The sequence below is a fragment of the Pseudomonas sp. D3-10 genome (assembly GCF_051132175.1).
Classification (GTDB): domain Bacteria; phylum Pseudomonadota; class Gammaproteobacteria; order Pseudomonadales; family Pseudomonadaceae; genus Aquipseudomonas.
This window is the reverse complement of record NZ_CP071668.1, coordinates 4,035,432-4,051,911: the sequence shown is the minus strand read 5'-3', so window position 1 is coordinate 4,051,911 and position 16,480 is coordinate 4,035,432. Positions and strand designations below refer to the sequence as shown.

19 protein-coding genes are annotated in these 16,480 nt (G+C 62.0%); 17 read left to right on the top strand and 2 right to left on the bottom strand.

The window, feature by feature from the left end; translation table 11 throughout:
• The first annotated feature begins 14 nt into the window (after positions 1–14).
• The 12 genes from fleN to J3P90_RS18085 all read left to right on the top strand — a co-directional run bounded on the left by fleN (position 15) and on the right by J3P90_RS18085 (position 10,795).
• Positions 15–845 carry a flagellar synthesis regulator FleN gene (gene fleN, locus J3P90_RS18140; protein ID WP_003184001.1) on the top strand — a complete coding sequence of 277 codons (831 nt, stop codon included), beginning with the start codon at positions 15–17 and terminating at the stop codon, positions 843–845.
• Positions 842–1,585, top strand: coding sequence for an RNA polymerase sigma factor FliA (gene fliA, locus J3P90_RS18135; protein ID WP_003184000.1), 744 nt, complete (start codon positions 842–844; stop codon positions 1,583–1,585). Before fleN ends, fliA begins: the two co-directional genes overlap by 4 nt.
• 167 nt (positions 1,586–1,752) lie before the next feature.
• On the top strand, positions 1,753–2,124 hold the full coding sequence (locus tag J3P90_RS18130) for a chemotaxis response regulator CheY (RefSeq protein WP_003183998.1): 372 nt from the start codon (positions 1,753–1,755) through the stop codon (positions 2,122–2,124).
• Between the two features lie 18 nt (positions 2,125–2,142).
• Positions 2,143–2,928 carry a protein phosphatase CheZ gene (locus tag J3P90_RS18125; RefSeq protein WP_420767365.1) on the top strand — a complete coding sequence of 262 codons (786 nt, stop codon included), beginning with the start codon at positions 2,143–2,145 and terminating at the stop codon, positions 2,926–2,928.
• A gap of 30 nt (positions 2,929–2,958) precedes the next feature.
• The gene (locus tag J3P90_RS18120; protein ID WP_434563018.1) at positions 2,959–5,208 is read left to right on the top strand and encodes a chemotaxis protein CheA; all 2,250 of its coding nucleotides are present in this window, start codon (positions 2,959–2,961) and stop codon (positions 5,206–5,208) included.
• Positions 5,209–5,256: 48 nt separating this feature from the next.
• Positions 5,257–6,390, top strand: a complete 1,134-nt coding sequence (locus J3P90_RS18115) for a protein-glutamate methylesterase/protein-glutamine glutaminase (protein WP_434675167.1) — start codon at positions 5,257–5,259, stop codon at positions 6,388–6,390.
• Positions 6,390–7,130 carry a flagellar motor protein gene (locus tag J3P90_RS18110; protein ID WP_305499634.1) on the top strand — a complete coding sequence of 247 codons (741 nt, stop codon included), beginning with the start codon at positions 6,390–6,392 and terminating at the stop codon, positions 7,128–7,130. The genes J3P90_RS18115 and J3P90_RS18110 overlap by 1 nt, the downstream gene beginning before the upstream one ends.
• A 15-nt stretch (positions 7,131–7,145) precedes the next feature.
• The gene (gene motD / locus J3P90_RS18105) at positions 7,146–8,030 is read left to right on the top strand and encodes a flagellar motor protein MotD (RefSeq protein WP_420767362.1); all 885 of its coding nucleotides are present in this window, start codon (positions 7,146–7,148) and stop codon (positions 8,028–8,030) included.
• Positions 8,031–8,079: 49 nt separating this feature from the next.
• Entirely contained in the window at positions 8,080–8,871 is a 792-nt protein-coding gene (locus J3P90_RS18100; protein ID WP_420767361.1) for a ParA family protein, read from the top strand.
• A gap of 96 nt (positions 8,872–8,967) precedes the next feature.
• Positions 8,968–9,840: a CheW domain-containing protein gene (locus tag J3P90_RS18095; RefSeq protein ID WP_434675166.1), complete on the top strand. Its 873-nt coding sequence runs from the start codon at positions 8,968–8,970 to the stop codon at positions 9,838–9,840.
• 72 nt (positions 9,841–9,912) lie between these two features.
• Positions 9,913–10,398, top strand: coding sequence for a chemotaxis protein CheW (locus J3P90_RS18090; RefSeq protein ID WP_024778681.1), 486 nt, complete (start codon positions 9,913–9,915; stop codon positions 10,396–10,398).
• Between the two features lies 1 nt (position 10,399).
• Complete coding sequence (locus tag J3P90_RS18085) at positions 10,400–10,795, top strand: DUF2802 domain-containing protein (protein ID WP_420767359.1); 396 nt, start codon at positions 10,400–10,402, stop codon at positions 10,793–10,795.
• Between the two features lie 813 nt (positions 10,796–11,608).
• Here J3P90_RS18085 and J3P90_RS18080 read toward each other — a convergent pair.
• Both J3P90_RS18080 and J3P90_RS18075 read right to left on the bottom strand, forming a co-directional pair.
• Entirely contained in the window at positions 11,609–11,938 is a 330-nt protein-coding gene (locus J3P90_RS18080; protein WP_420767903.1) for an EscU/YscU/HrcU family type III secretion system export apparatus switch protein, read from the bottom strand.
• Positions 11,935–13,506, bottom strand: a complete 1,572-nt coding sequence (locus J3P90_RS18075; RefSeq protein WP_434675165.1) for a flagellar hook-length control protein FliK — start codon at positions 13,504–13,506, stop codon at positions 11,935–11,937. The genes J3P90_RS18080 and J3P90_RS18075 overlap by 4 nt, the downstream gene beginning before the upstream one ends.
• A 197-nt stretch (positions 13,507–13,703) precedes the next feature.
• Here J3P90_RS18075 and ccmA point away from each other — a divergent pair, with 197 nt between their 5' ends.
• The 5 genes from ccmA to ccmE all read left to right on the top strand — a co-directional run bounded on the left by ccmA (position 13,704) and on the right by ccmE (position 16,479).
• Positions 13,704–14,339, top strand: coding sequence for a cytochrome c biogenesis heme-transporting ATPase CcmA (gene ccmA / locus J3P90_RS18070; protein WP_434675164.1), 636 nt, complete (start codon positions 13,704–13,706; stop codon positions 14,337–14,339).
• Positions 14,336–15,004, top strand: a complete 669-nt coding sequence (ccmB, locus tag J3P90_RS18065; protein WP_420767900.1) for a heme exporter protein CcmB — start codon at positions 14,336–14,338, stop codon at positions 15,002–15,004. The genes ccmA and ccmB overlap by 4 nt, the downstream gene beginning before the upstream one ends.
• 94 nt (positions 15,005–15,098) lie before the next feature.
• Positions 15,099–15,854, top strand: a complete 756-nt coding sequence (locus J3P90_RS18060; protein WP_420767899.1) for a heme ABC transporter permease — start codon at positions 15,099–15,101, stop codon at positions 15,852–15,854.
• Entirely contained in the window at positions 15,851–16,027 is a 177-nt protein-coding gene (gene ccmD, locus J3P90_RS18055; RefSeq protein ID WP_007939192.1) for a heme exporter protein CcmD, read from the top strand. The genes J3P90_RS18060 and ccmD overlap by 4 nt, the downstream gene beginning before the upstream one ends.
• Positions 16,024–16,479, top strand: a complete 456-nt coding sequence (gene ccmE, locus J3P90_RS18050) for a cytochrome c maturation protein CcmE (RefSeq protein WP_434563028.1) — start codon at positions 16,024–16,026, stop codon at positions 16,477–16,479. Before ccmD ends, ccmE begins: the two co-directional genes overlap by 4 nt.
• Position 16,480: the final 1 nt, after the last annotated feature.

The window sequence follows — 16,480 nt, the reverse complement described above, 5'->3', positions numbered from 1 at the left end:
GGTAAAGAACGAACATGGGCAGCATGCATCCCGTACAGGTGATCGCGGTGACCGGCGGCAAAGGTGGCGTCGGGAAGACTAACGTGTCAGTGAACTTGTCCCTGGCTCTGGCAGAGCTTGGCCGACGGGTCATGCTGCTGGACGCCGACCTGGGCCTGGCGAACGTCGACGTGCTGCTGGGGCTCACACCCAAGCGCACGCTGGCGGACGTGATCGAAGGGCGCTGTGAATTGCGCGACGTGCTGTTGCAAGGCCCCGGCGGGATTCGCATCGTGCCGGCCGCCTCCGGCACCCAGAGCATGGTTCACCTGACCCCGGCGCAGCACGCCGGCCTGATCCAGGCCTTCAGCGACATCGGTGACAACCTCGATGTGCTGGTGATCGACACGGCTGCCGGTATCGGTGACTCGGTGGTCAGTTTCGTGCGCGCCGCCCAGGAAGTGTTGCTGGTGGTCTGCGACGAACCGACGTCGATCACCGACGCCTACGCGCTGATCAAACTGCTTAACCGCGACTATGGCATGAACCGCTTTCGCGTCCTGGCCAACATGGCCCAAAGCCCACAGGAAGGACGCAACCTGTTCGCCAAGTTGACCAAGGTCACGGATCGCTTCCTGGACGTCGCCCTGCAATACGTCGGCGCAGTGCCTTACGACGAAAGCGTACGCAAGGCTGTCCAGAAGCAACGTGCCGTTTATGAAGCTTTTCCTCGTTCCAAATGCGCCCTGGCGTTCAAGGCGATCGCCCAGAAGGTCGACACCTGGCCGCTGCCGGCCAACCCACGTGGGCATCTGGAATTTTTCGTCGAGCGTCTCGTGCAACAAACAGCAGGGCCCGTGTTATGACAGCCAGCGGTTACAACCATCTCTACAAAAAATCGGCACGGGACGCCCAGTACGAATTGATCGAGCGTTACGCGCCACTGGTCAAGCGCATCGCCTACCACTTGCTGGCGCGTTTGCCGGCCAGTGTCCAGGTCGAGGACTTGATCCAGGCGGGCATGATCGGCCTGCTCGAAGTGTCGAACAAATACGACGCGAGCAAGGGCGCCAGTTTCGAGACATACGCCGGTATCCGTATCCGCGGGGCGATGCTCGATGAGGTCCGCAAGGGCGACTGGGCGCCGCGTTCGGTGCATCGCAACACCCGCATGGTCAGCGACGCGATTCGTGCGATTGAAGCGAAAACCGGGCGAGACGCTAAAGATCACGAGGTTGCGGCCGAACTCCAGTTGAGTCTCGATGATTATTACGGGATTTTGAACGATACCTTGGGCAGTCGCCTGTTCAGTTTCGACGACCTGTTGCAGGACGGCGAACACGAAGGGCTGCACGAGGACGGCGCGAGTGCTCACATGGAGCCGTCGCGCGACCTGGAAGATGAACGTTTCCAGAGCGCCCTGGCGGATGCGATTGCCAATTTGCCGGAGCGTGAGCGACTGGTCTTGGCGCTGTACTACGACGAAGAGCTGAACCTCAAGGAAATCGGTGAAGTCCTGGGGGTCAGCGAATCGCGGGTCAGCCAGTTACATAGCCAGTGCGCGGCCCGCTTGCGGGGGCGTTTGGGGGAGTGGCGAGCGCGCTGACGAGCAGTGTGGGGACGCTGCGAGCGGGGCTGGCATGGCGTATGCCGGGCCAGTCTCCATCCGTTGTGCTCCATACCGTTGTCGAGTGTTGTGCCGGATTGATTGAAATGGCGCGTCCAGGTGCTGGGCGCGTTTAAGACTGCTTGGAGGTCGAATTGGACAAGAACATGAAAATCCTCATCGTTGATGACTTCTCAACGATGCGGCGGATCATAAAAAACCTGTTGCGTGACCTCGGGTTCACCAACACGGTCGAGGCCGACGATGGCACAACCGCCATTCCGGTCCTCAACAGCGGGAGCATCGACTTTCTGGTGACTGACTGGAACATGCCTGGCATGACCGGTATCGACTTGCTGCGCCACGTGCGCGCCGACGAAAAACTCAAGCACCTCCCGGTGCTGATGGTCACTGCCGAAGCCAAGCGCGAGCAGATCATCGAAGCGGCCCAGGCCGGTGTGAACGGCTATGTGGTCAAACCCTTCACGGCCCAGGCGTTGAAAGAGAAGATCGAAAAAATCTTCGAACGCATCGGTTAACGGCGCCACGGGGGAGCTATGGACAACGAATCTTCAATGGGCGATTTCGAATCGACCCTGAAAAAACATGCCCGCGAACTGGTAGACAGCCTTGAAAAGGGCCGCTTCGGCGATGCGGTTCAAATGATTCATGAGCTCAACCAGACCCGTGATCGCGGTCTGTACCAGGAAGTCGGCAAGCTCACCCGTGAACTGCACAGCGCGATCGTCAATTTCCAGATCGATCCGAACATGCCGCAGGCCGAGGAAGTCTCGCAGATCACCGACGCCACCGAGCGCCTGGGTTATGTGGTCAAGCTGACCGAAGCCGCAGCGAACCGCACCATGGACCTGGTGGAAAGCGCAACGCCCCTGGTCAACGGCCTGAGCGAGGAAGCCCAGGCGTTGAGCACCGATTGGGGACGGTTCATGCGTCGCGAAGTCGGCGCCGAGGAGTTCCGGGAGCTGGCCCGTCGGGTTGACGGTTTCCTGGCGCGCAGCAGCGCCGAGAATCGCGCCGTGGCCAGCAACCTCAACGACATTCTGCTGGCCCAGGACTATCAAGACCTGACCGGCCAGGTGATCAAGCGTGTGACCCAACTGGTCACCGAAGTGGAAAGCAACCTGCTCAAACTGGTGCTGATGGCTAGCCAGGTCGACCGCTTTGCAGGTATCGAACACGACCGTGAAGCGATGCTTGCCGAAAAAGATCCACAAAAACATCTCTCTCAGGGTGAAGGTCCGCAGATTCATGCCGATAAAAGAGAAGACGTTGTGTCCGGTCAGGACGATGTGGACGATTTGCTGTCCAGCCTTGGATTCTAAGTTTTAGCCCTATTTTAGGAGCAGCCATTAATGAGCTTCGGCGCCGATGAAGAGATCCTTCAGGATTTCCTGGTTGAGGCCGGCGAGATTCTAGAGCAACTATCCGAACAGCTGGTCGAGCTGGAAAGCCGACCTGATGATGCGGATCTGCTCAATGCAATTTTTCGCGGTTTCCACACTGTAAAAGGAGGCGCCGGCTTCCTCCAGCTTAATGAGCTGGTGGAGTGCTGCCACATTGCCGAGAACGTGTTCGACATCCTGCGCAAGGGTGAGCGTCGCGTCGACTCGGAACTGATGGACGTGGTGCTCGAGGCCCTGGATGCGGTCAACAGCATGTTCAGCGAAGTGCGCGAGCGCTCGCCGATCACCCCGGCCACCCCCGAGCTGCTCGCCGCGCTGTCGCGCCTGGCCGAGCCGCAGTCGGCTGACGAGGCCATGCCCGTTGCCGAGCCTGTGGTCGAAGAACCGGTTGCGCAAGAATCGGGCGACATCACCGATCATGAATTCGAATCGCTGCTGGACTCGCTGAACGCCGTCAAGGCCGAAGCCGAGGCTCCGGCCGCGCCCGCTGCGCCAGCCGCCGATGCCGCTGCCAGCGATGAAATTACCGACGATGAGTTCGAATCGCTGCTCGACCAACTGCACGGCAAGGGCCAGTTCGCCCCCGATGCGGTCGTAGCGCCGGCGGCCCCGGCTGCGCCAAAGGCAGCGGGGGATGACTCCGACATTACCGACGACGAATTCGAAGCCTTGCTCGACCAGTTGCATGGCAAGGGCAACTTTGCCGTCGACGCGTTGGATTCGGCCATCGCTTCGGCGCCGACCCCGGCCAAACCAGTGGCAGCGGCAGCCGGAAGCGACTTGATCAGCGACCACGAATTCGAATCGCTGCTCGACGAGCTGCATGGCAAGGGCAAGTTCAGCGAAGTCGGCACGGCCGCCGCCGCGCCTGCCGCTGCCGCCACGGCTGCACCCGCCGCCAAGGCCGCGCCGAAGCCGGCCGCCAAGGCGCCGGAACCGAAAGCCGAAACCCCGAAGCCTGCCGCCGCAGCGGCGCCAGCCCCGGCTCGCGCGCCTTCTGCCGCGCCCGCCGAAAAACCGGCGAGCGAAGCCGAGACCACCGTTCGCGTCGACACCGCGCGGCTGGATGAGATCATGAACATGGTCGGCGAACTGGTGCTGGTGCGTAACCGGCTGGTGCGCCTGGGCCTCAACAGCCAGGACGAAGCCATGTCCAAGGCCGTGTCGAACCTCGACGTGGTCACGGCTGACCTGCAAACCGCGGTCATGAAGACCCGGATGCAGCCGATCAAGAAAGTTTTCGGGCGCTTCCCGCGCCTGGTTCGCGACCTGGCTCGCCAGCTCAAGAAAGAAATCAACCTGGAACTGGTGGGTGAAGAGACCGACCTCGACAAGAACCTTGTCGAGGCCCTGGCCGACCCGCTGGTCCACTTGGTGCGCAACGCGGTCGACCACGGCATCGAGTCGCCGGAAGAGCGCGAAGCGTCAGGCAAGGTCCGCAGCGGCAAGGTGATCCTGGCCGCCGAGCAGGAAGGCGACCATATCCTGCTGTCGATCTCCGACGACGGCAAGGGCATGGACCCGAACGTGCTCCGATCCATTGCGGTGAAACGCGGTGTGATGGACAAGGACGCGGCCGATCGCCTGAGCGACACCGAGTGCTACAACCTGATCTTCGCCCCGGGCTTCTCGACCAAGACCGAGATTTCCGATGTGTCGGGTCGTGGCGTGGGCATGGACGTGGTGAAAACCAAGATTTCCCAGCTCAACGGTTCGATCAACATTTACTCGACCAAGGGCCAGGGCTCGAAGATCGTCATCAAGGTCCCGTTGACCTTGGCGATCATGCCGACCCTGATGGTGATGCTGGGCAACCAGGCGTTCGCCTTCCCGCTGGTCAACGTCAACGAGATTTTCCACCTCGACCTGTCGCGCACCAACGTCGTCGATGGCCAGGAAGTGGTCATCGTACGGGACAAGGCACTGCCGCTGTTCTACCTCAAGCGCTGGCTGGTCAGCTCTGCCGCTCATGTGGAGCAGGGCGAAGGCCATGTGGTGATCCTTTCGGTGGGCACCCAGCGGATCGGCTTCGTCGTCGACCAGTTGGTGGGCCAGGAAGAAGTGGTCATCAAGCCGTTGGGCAAGATGCTCCAGGGCACCCCGGGCATGTCCGGCGCCACCATCACCGGCGACGGCCGCATCGCGTTGATCCTCGATGTGCCTAGCATGCTCAAGCGCTACGCCGCTCGGCGTATTTGATTCTGGAGGGGCGCGGCCCGACGCCGCGCCTTGTCTAACGGAGTGTTTATGGTAGTTAAAGTCCTGGTGGTGGACGATTCGGGGTTTTTCCGCCGCCGCGTCTCGGAAATTCTTTCAGCGGACACGAGCATTCAGGTCGTCGGTACGGCGACCAATGGCAAAGAGGCGATCGATCAGGCCCTGGCGCTCAAGCCGGACGTGATCACCATGGACTACGAGATGCCGATGATGGACGGCATCACGGCAGTGCGGCATATCATGCAACGCTGTCCGACCCCGGTTTTGATGTTCTCGTCCCTGACCCATGAAGGCGCCCGAGTCACCCTCGATGCGCTGGATGCCGGGGCGGTGGACTTCCTGCCAAAGAACTTTGAAGACATCTCGCGCAACCCGGACAAGGTCCGCCAGTTGCTATGTGAGAAGGTCCACAGTATTTCCCGCAGTAACCGCCGCGTCAGTGCCTACAGCGCACCGGCGTCAGTGCCGGCTGCTGCGCCAGCACCAACGCCTGCGCCTTCTGCGTCGAGCAGCTTCAGTTCGGCGCCGGTTCGCAGTGCTCCTGCGCCGGCGCCCGCTCGCCCGGTGCCCGCCAGCCCGTCGTCGCCAGCGCCCAAGCGCAAGGCCTACAAACTGGTCGCCATCGGCACGTCCACGGGCGGCCCGGTTGCGCTGCAACGGGTCTTGACCCAGCTGCCAGCGAACTTCCCGGCCCCGATCGTGTTGATCCAGCACATGCCCGCCGCGTTCACCAAGGCGTTCGCCGAACGTTTGGACAAACTGTGCCGCATCAGCGTCAAGGAAGCCGAGGATGGCGACATCCTCCGTCCAGGCCTGGCGCTGCTGGCACCGGGTGGCAAGCAGATGATGATCGACGGCCGTGGCGCGGTGAAAATCCTGCCGGGCGATGAGCGCTTGAACTACAAGCCTTGCGTAGACATCACCTTCGGTTCCGCGGCGAAATCCTACGGCGACAAAGTTCTGGCGGTGGTGCTCACCGGCATGGGTGCCGATGGCCGCGAGGGTGCGCGCCTGCTCAAGCAGGGCGGCAGTGCGATCTGGGCCCAGGACGAGGCCAGTTGCGTGATCTACGGCATGCCCATGGCAATCGTCAAGGCCGACCTGGCTGACGCGGTCTACAGCCTGGACGACATGGGTAAACATCTGATCGAGGCGTGCCTGTAATGGATGTGCTCAGTCTGATCGGCATCATCATGGCGTTCGTCGCCATCATTGGTGGCAATTACCTGGAAGGCGGTCATCTCGGTGCGCTGGCCAACGGCCCGGCCGCGTTGATCGTGATCGGTGGCACTGTAGGCGCTGCGCTGTTGCAGTCGCCGATGAGCGCCTTCAAGCGCGCCATGCAGGTCCTGGTGTGGATTCTGTTTCCACCTCGGGTCGACCTGGCCGGCGGCATCGACCGCGTGGTCAACTGGAGCCTGACCGCCCGCAAGGAAGGCCTGCTTGGGCTGGAAGGGGTGGCCGATGCCGAACCCGACAGCTACTCGCGCAAGGGCCTTCAATTGCTGGTGGACGGCGCCGAACCCGAAGCGATTCGCAGCATCCTGGAGGTGGATTTCTACACCCAGGAAAGCCGCGACATCGAAGCGGCCAAGGTGTTCGAGAGCATGGGGGGCTACGCGCCGACCATCGGTATCATCGGTGCTGTCATGGGTTTGATCCATGTGATGGGCAATTTGGCCGATCCGTCGCAACTGGGCAGCGGCATTGCCGTGGCATTCGTTGCCACCATCTACGGCGTGGCGAGCGCCAACCTGGTGCTGCTGCCGATCGCGGCCAAGCTCAAATCCATTGCGTTGCGCCAGTCGCGCTACCGCGAAATGCTGCTGGAAGGGATCCTGTCGATTGCCGAAGGCGAGAACCCGCGTTCCATCGAGTTGAAGCTCCAGGGCTTCATGGACTGATGGGGGAAATGGCAGATGGCGCGTCGCAGACATCGTGAAGAACACGTCAACCATGAACGCTGGCTGGTTTCCTATGCCGACTTCATCACGCTGCTGTTCGCCTTTTTTGTGGTCATGTATTCGATCTCTTCGGTGAACGAAGGCAAGTACAAGGTCATTTCCGAAGCGTTGATCGGCGTCTTTACCGATTCGGACCGCGCCCTCAAGCCGATTCCCATCGGCGAAGAGCGTCCGAAGACGACGACCCCGGCCAAGCCGCTGGTCAAGGACAGCGAACAGGTCGACGCCGGCATTGCCGGTGGCAGCGATCCGTTGAAGAGCATTGCCGATGACATCAGTTCGGCGTTCGGCGACCTGATCAGTTCCAACCAGATGACCGTGCGTGGCAACGAGTTGTGGGTCGAGATCGAACTCAACTCCAGCCTGCTGTTCGGCAGCGGCGATGCCATGCCCAGCGACATGGCGTTCAACATCATCGATAAAGTGGCGGCGATCCTGAGACCGTTCGACAACCCTATCCACGTCGAAGGTTTCACCGACGACCAGCCGATCCGCACCGCGCAGTACCCCACCAACTGGGAATTGTCGTCGGCCCGTTCGGCAAGCATCGTGCGCATGCTCGCCATGCAGGGTGTCAACCCGGGCCGCCTGGCGTCGGTGGGGTATGGCGAATTCCAGCCGGTGGCCAATAACGCCACGGCCGAGGGGCGCGCACGCAATCGACGGGTGGTGCTGGTGGTTTCGCGCAACCTCGATGTGCGTCGCAGCCTGACCGGTACCGGCACCGCCAACGCAAAGCCCGATGCGGCATTGAAGCGGGCTGGCACACAAACTGCACCGACCCCGGTCAAGTCGCCGGATAGACAGAACGCCGTCAATTCTCCGTCACCGGCTTTATAACCGAGCTATTTCTCGGTCGAGCCCGTCTCGACCGGGAGGAACGATCCGAATGAGAGTCTGGGCAGTCGCCAATCAAAAAGGTGGTGTGGGCAAAACCACATCCTCCATCGCTTTAGCCGGTTTGCTGGCCGAGGCCGGCAAGCGCGTGGTCATCGTCGATCTGGACCCCCATGGCTCGATGACCAGTTACTTCGGCTACGATCCCGATAGCCTGGAACACAGCAACTACGATTTGTTCCTGCACAAGGGCAGCGTGCCCGAAGGCTTGCCGGGGCAGTTGCTGCTGTCCACCAGCGACGAGCGGATCTCCTTGCTGCCGTCGAGCACCGCCCTGGCCACCTTGGAGCGCCAATCGCCCGGCCAGAGCGGCCTGGGCCTGGTGATCGCCAAGAGTCTGGCGCAGCTGTGGCAGGATTTCGATTACGCGATCATCGACAGCCCGCCGTTGCTGGGCCTGCTGATGGTCAATGCCTTGGCCGCCAGCCAGCAATTGGTCATTCCTGTGCAGACCGAACACCTCGCGGTGAAGGGCCTGGAGCGCATGGTCAACACCCTGGCGATGGTCAACCGTTCACGCAAGCAGTCGCTGGCATTCAATATCGTGCCGACCCTGTTCGACCGTCGTACCCAGGCGTCCCTCGGCACCTTGCGAGTGCTGCGCGACATGTACCCGGACGACATCTGGCAAGGCTACATCCCGGTGGACACCCGTTTGCGCGACGCCAGCCGCGCCGGCGTGACACCGTCGCAATTCGATGGCAAAAGCCGTGGTGTACTGGCCTATCGCGCGCTTCTCAAGCACCTGCTGGCCCAGCAGCTCGTTGCGCAGCAGGTGGCTTGAGTTGATGAAGTTCTCCTTAGACGTTGTGCTTGCTTGCGGGCGCTCAAGTCCTGCCGTATCCATGCCGATAACCTTTTCAAGTGGCGCACAGTTCCCATGAACCGCCCCATCAAGACAACTTCGCGTCCCCAATTGGCCCTGCAGTCCTATCTGGATGGGCTGTTGCAGGAAGCGACCGATGAATTGCCAGCGCAGCCGAGCGCGTTCCAGGCGTTGCCCGAGCCTGTCGAAGCCGAACCCGCGCTCGACGAGTTCCAGGCCGCCGTGCTCGAGGAGCAGGCCCGTGATGCACAGGCTTCAGCGATTGTGACAGCGGTGGAAGCGCCGTTCGTCAAGCCGCAGTTGGCGGTGATGGAAGCACCCGCACCGATCCTGGCGCCGGTCTCCACCGTCGCGCCATTGTTGCAGGGGTTGGTGACGCCGGTAGTGGAAATCCACATGCCGCCGAGCAACACGCCGCCGCCGGCGCCGGGCGATGATCGCCCGGCGTGGGCCGCCGAGCCGTTCGAGTGCTTGTTGTTCGATGTGGCCGGTTTGACGCTGGCGGTGCCGCTGGTGTGCCTGGGATCGATCTACTCCCTGGCCGGGCAGGAATTGACGCCGTTGTTTGGCCAACCGGAGTGGTTCCTCGGAATCCTGCCGAGCCAGGCCGGCAACCTGAAAGTGCTGGACACCGCGCGCTGGGTCATGCCGGATCGTTATCGCGATGATTTTCGCCAGGGCCTGCAGTACGTGATTTCTGTGCAGGGCTACGAATGGGGATTGGCGGTGCATCAGGTCAGCCGTTCGCTGCGCCTGGACCCGAACGAGATCAAGTGGCGCAGCCATCGAGGGCAACGGCCATGGCTGGCCGGTACGGTGATCGAACACATGTGCGCCTTGCTGGACGTTTCCGAACTGGCGGAGCTGATCGCCAGCGGCGGGGCAAAACACCTGGACGGCGCCAAGCCGGTCCGGAAACCGAAATAAGACAACCGGCGGCGCAGGGCGACGCCGGACAGAACACACACCGCCACAGGCGGTTTTTCGAGGGGTCAGGGTATGAATGATAAGGCGTCGTCTCTCAAGGGTTCCGAAGATCCGATCTTGCAATGGGTGACTTTCAAGCTCGATAACGAAACCTACGGCATCAACGTGATGCGCGTGCAGGAAGTGCTGCGCTACACCGAGATCGCCCCGGTCCCGGGTGCGCCAAGCTACGTGCTGGGCATCATCAACCTGCGTGGTAACGTCGTGACCGTGATCGACACCCGTCAGCGTTTCGGCTTGAACTCCACCGAGGTCAACGACAACACCCGTATCGTGATCATCGAGGCGGACAAGCAAGTGGTCGGTATCCTGGTCGACAGCGTTGCTGAAGTGGTTTACTTGCGTCAGTCGGAAATCGAAACCGCGCCTAACGTCGGTAACGAGGAATCGGCCAAGTTCATCCAGGGCGTCTGCAACAAGAACAACGAGTTGCTGATCCTGGTCGAACTGGAAAAAATGATGAGCGAAGAAGAGTGGTCGGAACTGGAGAGTATCTGATTTGATTCTTGAGGTAGCAGTCATTGTCCTGTTCCTTTTCTGGGCAGGCACGCTGGCGATGTTTTTGTCCTACATACGTGGCCAGCGGGAAATCGCCGCTCAACAGGCCCAGGGCGATGCGCTGCGCGATCAGCGCATCCGGGACCTGGCCAAGCGTGTCGACGACTATCAGAACGGCACCGTGCGCATGGGCGAAGCGCTCCATGAGCTGCGTGCCGTCGTCGCGCCATTGCCGGACAAACTGGCGCAACTGGAACAGCGCGACCCCTCCAGCCTGTCCTTTGCCCAAGCCGCCCGGCTGGTCGGCATGGGCGCCAGCATCGACGAACTGACCCAGGCGTGCGGCCTGACCCAGGCCGAAGCCGAATTGATGAGCAAGTTGCACAAGGGCGGCTGATATCTATCCATCCCCCAGAACCCATGCGGGAGCGAGCTTGCTCGCGATAGCGGTGTGACAGTCAGCAAATAGGTTGTATGACCGCCATCGCGAGCAGGCTCGCTCCCACAGGTTTTTCTGGCGTTCAGAAATAATCATTCCAGCCCGGTCCCCGTGGCGAGGGAGCTTGCTCGCGCTGGGTCGCGCAGCGGCCCCAGGTTTTTACGACTGCTTCGCAGCCGAGCGGGAGCAAGCTCCCTCGCCACGGATAGCGTCGTCGCTAGTCGCTGATCATTCCCGCGTTCCGTGACCTCTGTGTGGGAGCGAGCTTGCTCGCGATAGCGGTGTGACAGTCAGCAAATATGCTGAATGTATGACCGCCATCGCGAGCAGGCTCGCTCCCACAGGTTTTTCTGGCGTTCAGAAATAATCATTCCAGCCCAGCCACCGTGGCGAGGGAGCTTGCTCCCGCTGGGTCGCGCAGCGGCCCCAGCTTTTACGACTGCTTAGCAGCCGAGCGGGAGCAAGCTCCCTCGCCACGGATAGCGTCGTCGCTGATCGCTGATCATTCCCGCGTTCCGTGACCTCTGTGTGGGAGCGAGCTTGCTCGCGATAGCGGTGTGACAGTCAGCAAATATGCTGAGTGTATGACCGCCATCGCGAGCAGGCTCGCTCCCACAGGTTTTTTCTGGCGTTCAGAAATAATCATTCCAGCCCGGTCCCCGTGGCGAGGGAGCTTGCTCCCGCTGGGTCGCGCAGCGGCCCCAGCTTTTACGACTGCTTAGCAGCCGAGCGGGAGCAAGCTCCCTCGCCACGGGGTAGCGCCTTCAGCGATTAGTAATCATCCCCACGCTCCGTCACGTCTTTCTCGATGTTTTGCGCATGCGGGTCGAAGCCCTGGGGAAATTTGCCCTTCAGGTTCCAGGCAAACGCAATGATCTCGGCAATCGTGCGGTACAACTCTTCCGGAATGCTGTCGCCCAGCTCCAGCCGTGCCAGCAACTTCACCAGTTCAGCATTTTCGTAGATCGGTACTTCGCTCTCGCGGGCGATGCGCAGGATTTCCTCGGCCAGGGCTTCGTCGCCCTTGGCGGTGAGGGTGGGGGCGTGGTGGCCGTCGTACTTGAGGGCGATGGCCTGGCGGGGTTCGGTGTGGGTTGTCATGCGGTTTCGTCCACCCAGCGTTGTTCCAGCCGGGTCTTGGGTCCTTGGGGCGGGGTGCCGAGGTGGCAGTCGAGGTCGCCGACATTCAACCCGCACGTCACAAGGCGCTCGCGCAATGCGGTCAGGTTCATTTCGATCAGGCCCGCGGTGTACGCTCGTTCTGCCCACAGCTGACTGGACAGGCTGCCACTGAGCAACTGGGCCTGGATCTGCAGCGGCCCCAGCGGTTCCATGTCGAAGGCCAGCTCGACCCGCCAGAGCTGCTGTTTCGGTTCGGTTTGTTCGCGGCGTTCGTCCGGTTGTTCCCGGGCGGCGGTTTCCTCGCGCTGGAACTTGACCTGCAACGGCACGATGTCCTGCAGGTTGCGCATCGGAATCTCCAGTTGCCAAGTGCTCATCAACCGGCCGTCATCGGTCAGCCCGGTTTGCTCCAGGCTGGACAGCTGATGGCTTTGCAGGCGTGACACGGCGGCGGCTGCCAGGCGCAGCAGATGCTCCAGGTCACCTTCTTCATCCTGACCTTTCAATAATCTGGCGGGCAGCGGAAAGCCGGTGGGTTGTGGCTTGGCGCTGACCTGGCCGAGCATCCCCAGGGCGCTGCGCACGAAGCTGGGCAATGCCTGGGCCAGGGTGTTGGCGGCGATGACCGCGGAGAGGTTGGTGGAAGCGGGCAGGGCGGGTGTCAGTTGGGCGATCAGTTTCAGCAGGTCGCCTTTCATGTCCGGGGCCAGGCTTGGCGGTTGGCCGGCCAGCAGCTTGCTTTCCAGGAACACGCCGCTGGCGACCATGGCTTGGGCCAGGCCCTTGGGAGTGCTCAGTTGTTGTACGTCCGGCAGGCCAGCCAGCAGGCGTGTCACCGCCGCGCGCAGTTCGGGGCCGGCGTCATCGCTGGCGGGAAGGTTTTGCAGGGCGGTGAGCAGGCTGTCCAGCGAGCCCTGGCGGCTCACTTGCGTCACCAATTGCTGGCTCACCGCCAATTGCTCCTGGCGATTGCTCAAGGGCAAGAATTTCAATGTCTGAGCATCCTGTACCTGGGCGCTCAACAGCATGCCGATGCGCAGCGGCTGCGGGCTGTCAATGTCCAGGGTGCTGCCGGCCTGGGCGGTGTTGAGCAGGCTTACCAGCGAGCGATACACCGCCGGTTGCCCGGGCTGTTGCGGCAAGGCCTGGCTGGTCAGCACTTTGCCCTGCAACAAAGTGCCCACGGGCAATTGCGCGGTGTCGATCCGGGTCAGGGCGGCGACGCTGGAGGCGAGGGCCTGCTGCACGGTAATCGCCAGGTTGCTGGCCGAAGGCTGAGTCACGGCCAGGCTGGTGCCCTGGGGCAGCGGCTGGGTGCTGGTGGCTTGTACGGTGGCCTGCCGGCCGCTCTCCAGCGTGACCTTGAGCAGCAGTTGGAAAGCCTGGTCCGCCTGCTTGAGCGACAGCACCTCGGCCTTGGCGGTCTGGCCCGGACCGATCAATCCCTCGGCCGGTGCCAGCAGCTTGAGCAACTCGCCCGTGACCGCCGGCATACGTGTCGTTGCCGTGGGCTGGGGCAGCGGCGGGATGTTCATGTCGCCTGTCATCTGCGGTATTACCTTGGGGAAATCAGCGCTCTTGAGAGAAGAACTTCACATGTATAATGCCGCCCGCCTTCCAGAGAGTGGCAAAACCTTGCAATTGTTTGACGCAGCTCTGTGGATCGGGCCGTCAATGCATCTATGCTGCATCACTTTAACGGCTGCCGCACTGCCGACTTGAACCGTATAAGGCTCGTGATCCCTTGACCAGTCCTCTCCTGCAAACCGTCGGCCTCGCCTGTGAGCGAGATCTGCGACTGCTTTTCGAAAATCTCGAATTGAGACTCTCGCCTGGCGATATGGTACAGATCAGTGGCCCCAACGGCAGTGGCAAGACCAGCCTGTTGCGCCTGCTGGCCGGGTTGATGCAGCCCACCGCCGGCGAGATCCTGCTCAACGGCCAGCCGCTGCACAGCCAGCGTAGCGAACTGGCACGCAACCTGCTCTGGATCGGCCATGCCGCCGGCATCAAGGACCTGCTGACCCCCGAAGAGAACCTGAGTTGGCTCTGCGCGTTGCATCGTCCTGCTGGGCTCGAGGCGATCTGGCGGGCATTGGCGGCGGTGGGATTGAAAGGTTTCGAGGACGTTCCGAGCCATACCCTGTCGGCCGGCCAGCAGCGCCGCGTGGCCCTGGCCCGGCTGTACCTGGACAGCCCGCCACTGTGGATCCTCGACGAGCCGTTCACCGCTCTGGACAAGCAGGGCGTGGCGCAACTTGAAGAACACCTGGCCGGCCATTGCGAAAACGGCGGCATGGTGTTGCTCACCACGCACCACACCTTGGCCCGAATACCCTTCGGTTATCGCAGCATCGACCTGGGGAACTGGGCGGTATGAGTGTCTTTGGCTTGTTGCTCGCCCGTGAGGCGCGCCTGTTGTTCCGTCGTCCGGCCGAACTGGCCAACCCGTTGGTATTCTTCGCAATCGTCATCGCCTTGTTCCCGCTTGCGGTCGGCCCGGAGACTCAATTGTTGCAAACGTTGTCGCCTGGACTGGTCTGGGTGGCAGCGCTTTTATCGGTCCTGCTCTCGCTGGACGGGCTTTTCCGCAGTGATTTCGAGGACGGATCCCTGGAACAGTGGGTCCTTTCGTCGCACCCCCTGGCCCTTCTGGTTTTGGCCAAGGTACTGGCACACTGGGTTTTTTCCGGCCTGGCGCTGGTGCTGCTCTCGCCGTTGATGGCGATGATGCTGGGCTTGCCCGCGGCCTGCATGCCGGTGCTGCTGTTGTCGCTGTTGCTGGGCACGCCGGTGCTGAGCCTGCTCGGCGCGGTAGGCGCGGCGCTGACTGTGGGGCTCAAGCGCGGAGGCTTGTTGCTGGCCCTGCTGATTCTGCCGCTGTACATACCGGTATTGATCCTTGGAAGTGGCGCCTTGCAAGCGGCACTGCAAGGCATGCCGGCAACCGGTTATCTGCTGTGGCTTGGGAGCCTGACCGCCCTGGCGATAACCCTGACACCCTTTGCAATAGCCGCTGGCCTGAAGATCAGCGTCGGCGAATAATAATGAGGCCTGGTCAGGAGTTGACCACTTCCCAGGAAGTAAAGGCCGCCCCAGCGGTTCGCGATAGCGAGCCGCAACCGTGATGGAATCTGCAATGAACTGGACCTGGTTTCACAAGCTCGGCTCACCCAAGTGGTTCTACGGCATCAGTGGCAAAATGCTGCCCTGGTTGAGCATCGCCGCCCTGTTGCTGATCGGCATCGGCGTGGTCTGGGGCCTGGCCTTCGCGCCGCCGGACTATCAGCAAGGCAACAGCTTCCGCATTATCTATATCCATGTCCCGACGGCGATGCTGGCCCAGTCGATCTACGTGATGCTGGCGGTATGCGGCGTGGTCGGGCTGGTGTGGAAAATGAAACTGGCCGACGTAGCCCTGCAATGCGCCGCGCCCATCGGCGCCTGGATGACCGCCGTGGCGCTGGTCACCGGGGCCATCTGGGGCAAGCCGACCTGGGGTTCGTGGTGGGTCTGGGATGCACGACTGACGTCGATGCTGATCCTGCTGTTCCTGTACTTCGGTCTTATTGCGCTGGGCAACGCCATCAGCAATCGTGACAGCGCCGCCAAGGCCTGCGCGGTGCTGGCGATCGTCGGGGTGATCAACATTCCGATCATCAAGTACTCGGTGGAGTGGTGGAACACCCTGCACCAGGGCGCGACCTTCACCCTCACTGAAAAACCGGCGATGCCGGTGGAGATGTGGCTGCCGCTGTTGCTGACCGCGCTGGGGTTCTATTGCTTCTTCGGCGCGGTGCTGCTGCTGCGCATGCGCCTGGAAGTGCTCAAGCGTGAGTCCCGGGCCAGCTGGGTGAAAGCCGAAGTACAGAACAGCCTGGAGGCCGCTCGATGAGTTTCGCGTCATTCGGCGATTTCCTCGCCATGGGCCATCACGGCTTGTATGTCTGGTCAGCCTACGGCATCTGCCTGGCGGTGCTGGCTCTCAACGTGGCGGCGCCGATCCTGGCCCGCAAGCGGTATCTGCAACAAGAGGCGCGTCGTCTGCGCCGGGAGAATGGTCAGTGAATCCGCTGCGCAAAAAACGTCTTGTCATCATTCTGGCGATCCTGGTCGGCGTCGGCGCGGCGGTCGGCCTGGCCCTGAGCGCCCTGCAGCAGAACATCAACCTGTTCTATACCCCGACGCAGATTGCCAGCGGAGAGGCGCCCAAGGACACTCGCATCCGCGCCGGCGGCATGGTGGAGCAGGGGTCGCTGGTGCGTTCCGGCGATTCGCTGGACGTGAGGTTCAACGTCACCGACTTCAACAAGACCGTGACCATCACCTACCGCGGCATTCTCCCTGACCTGTTCCGCGAAGGGCAGGGCATCGTCGCCCTGGGCAAGCTCAATGCAGACGGCGTGGTGGTGGCCGACGAAGTGCTGGCCAAGCACGACGAGAAGTACATGCCGCCGGAAGTGACCAAGGCCCTGAAAGACAGCGGCCAATCGGCGCCCGCGCCCGCGAAGGAGGGTTGAT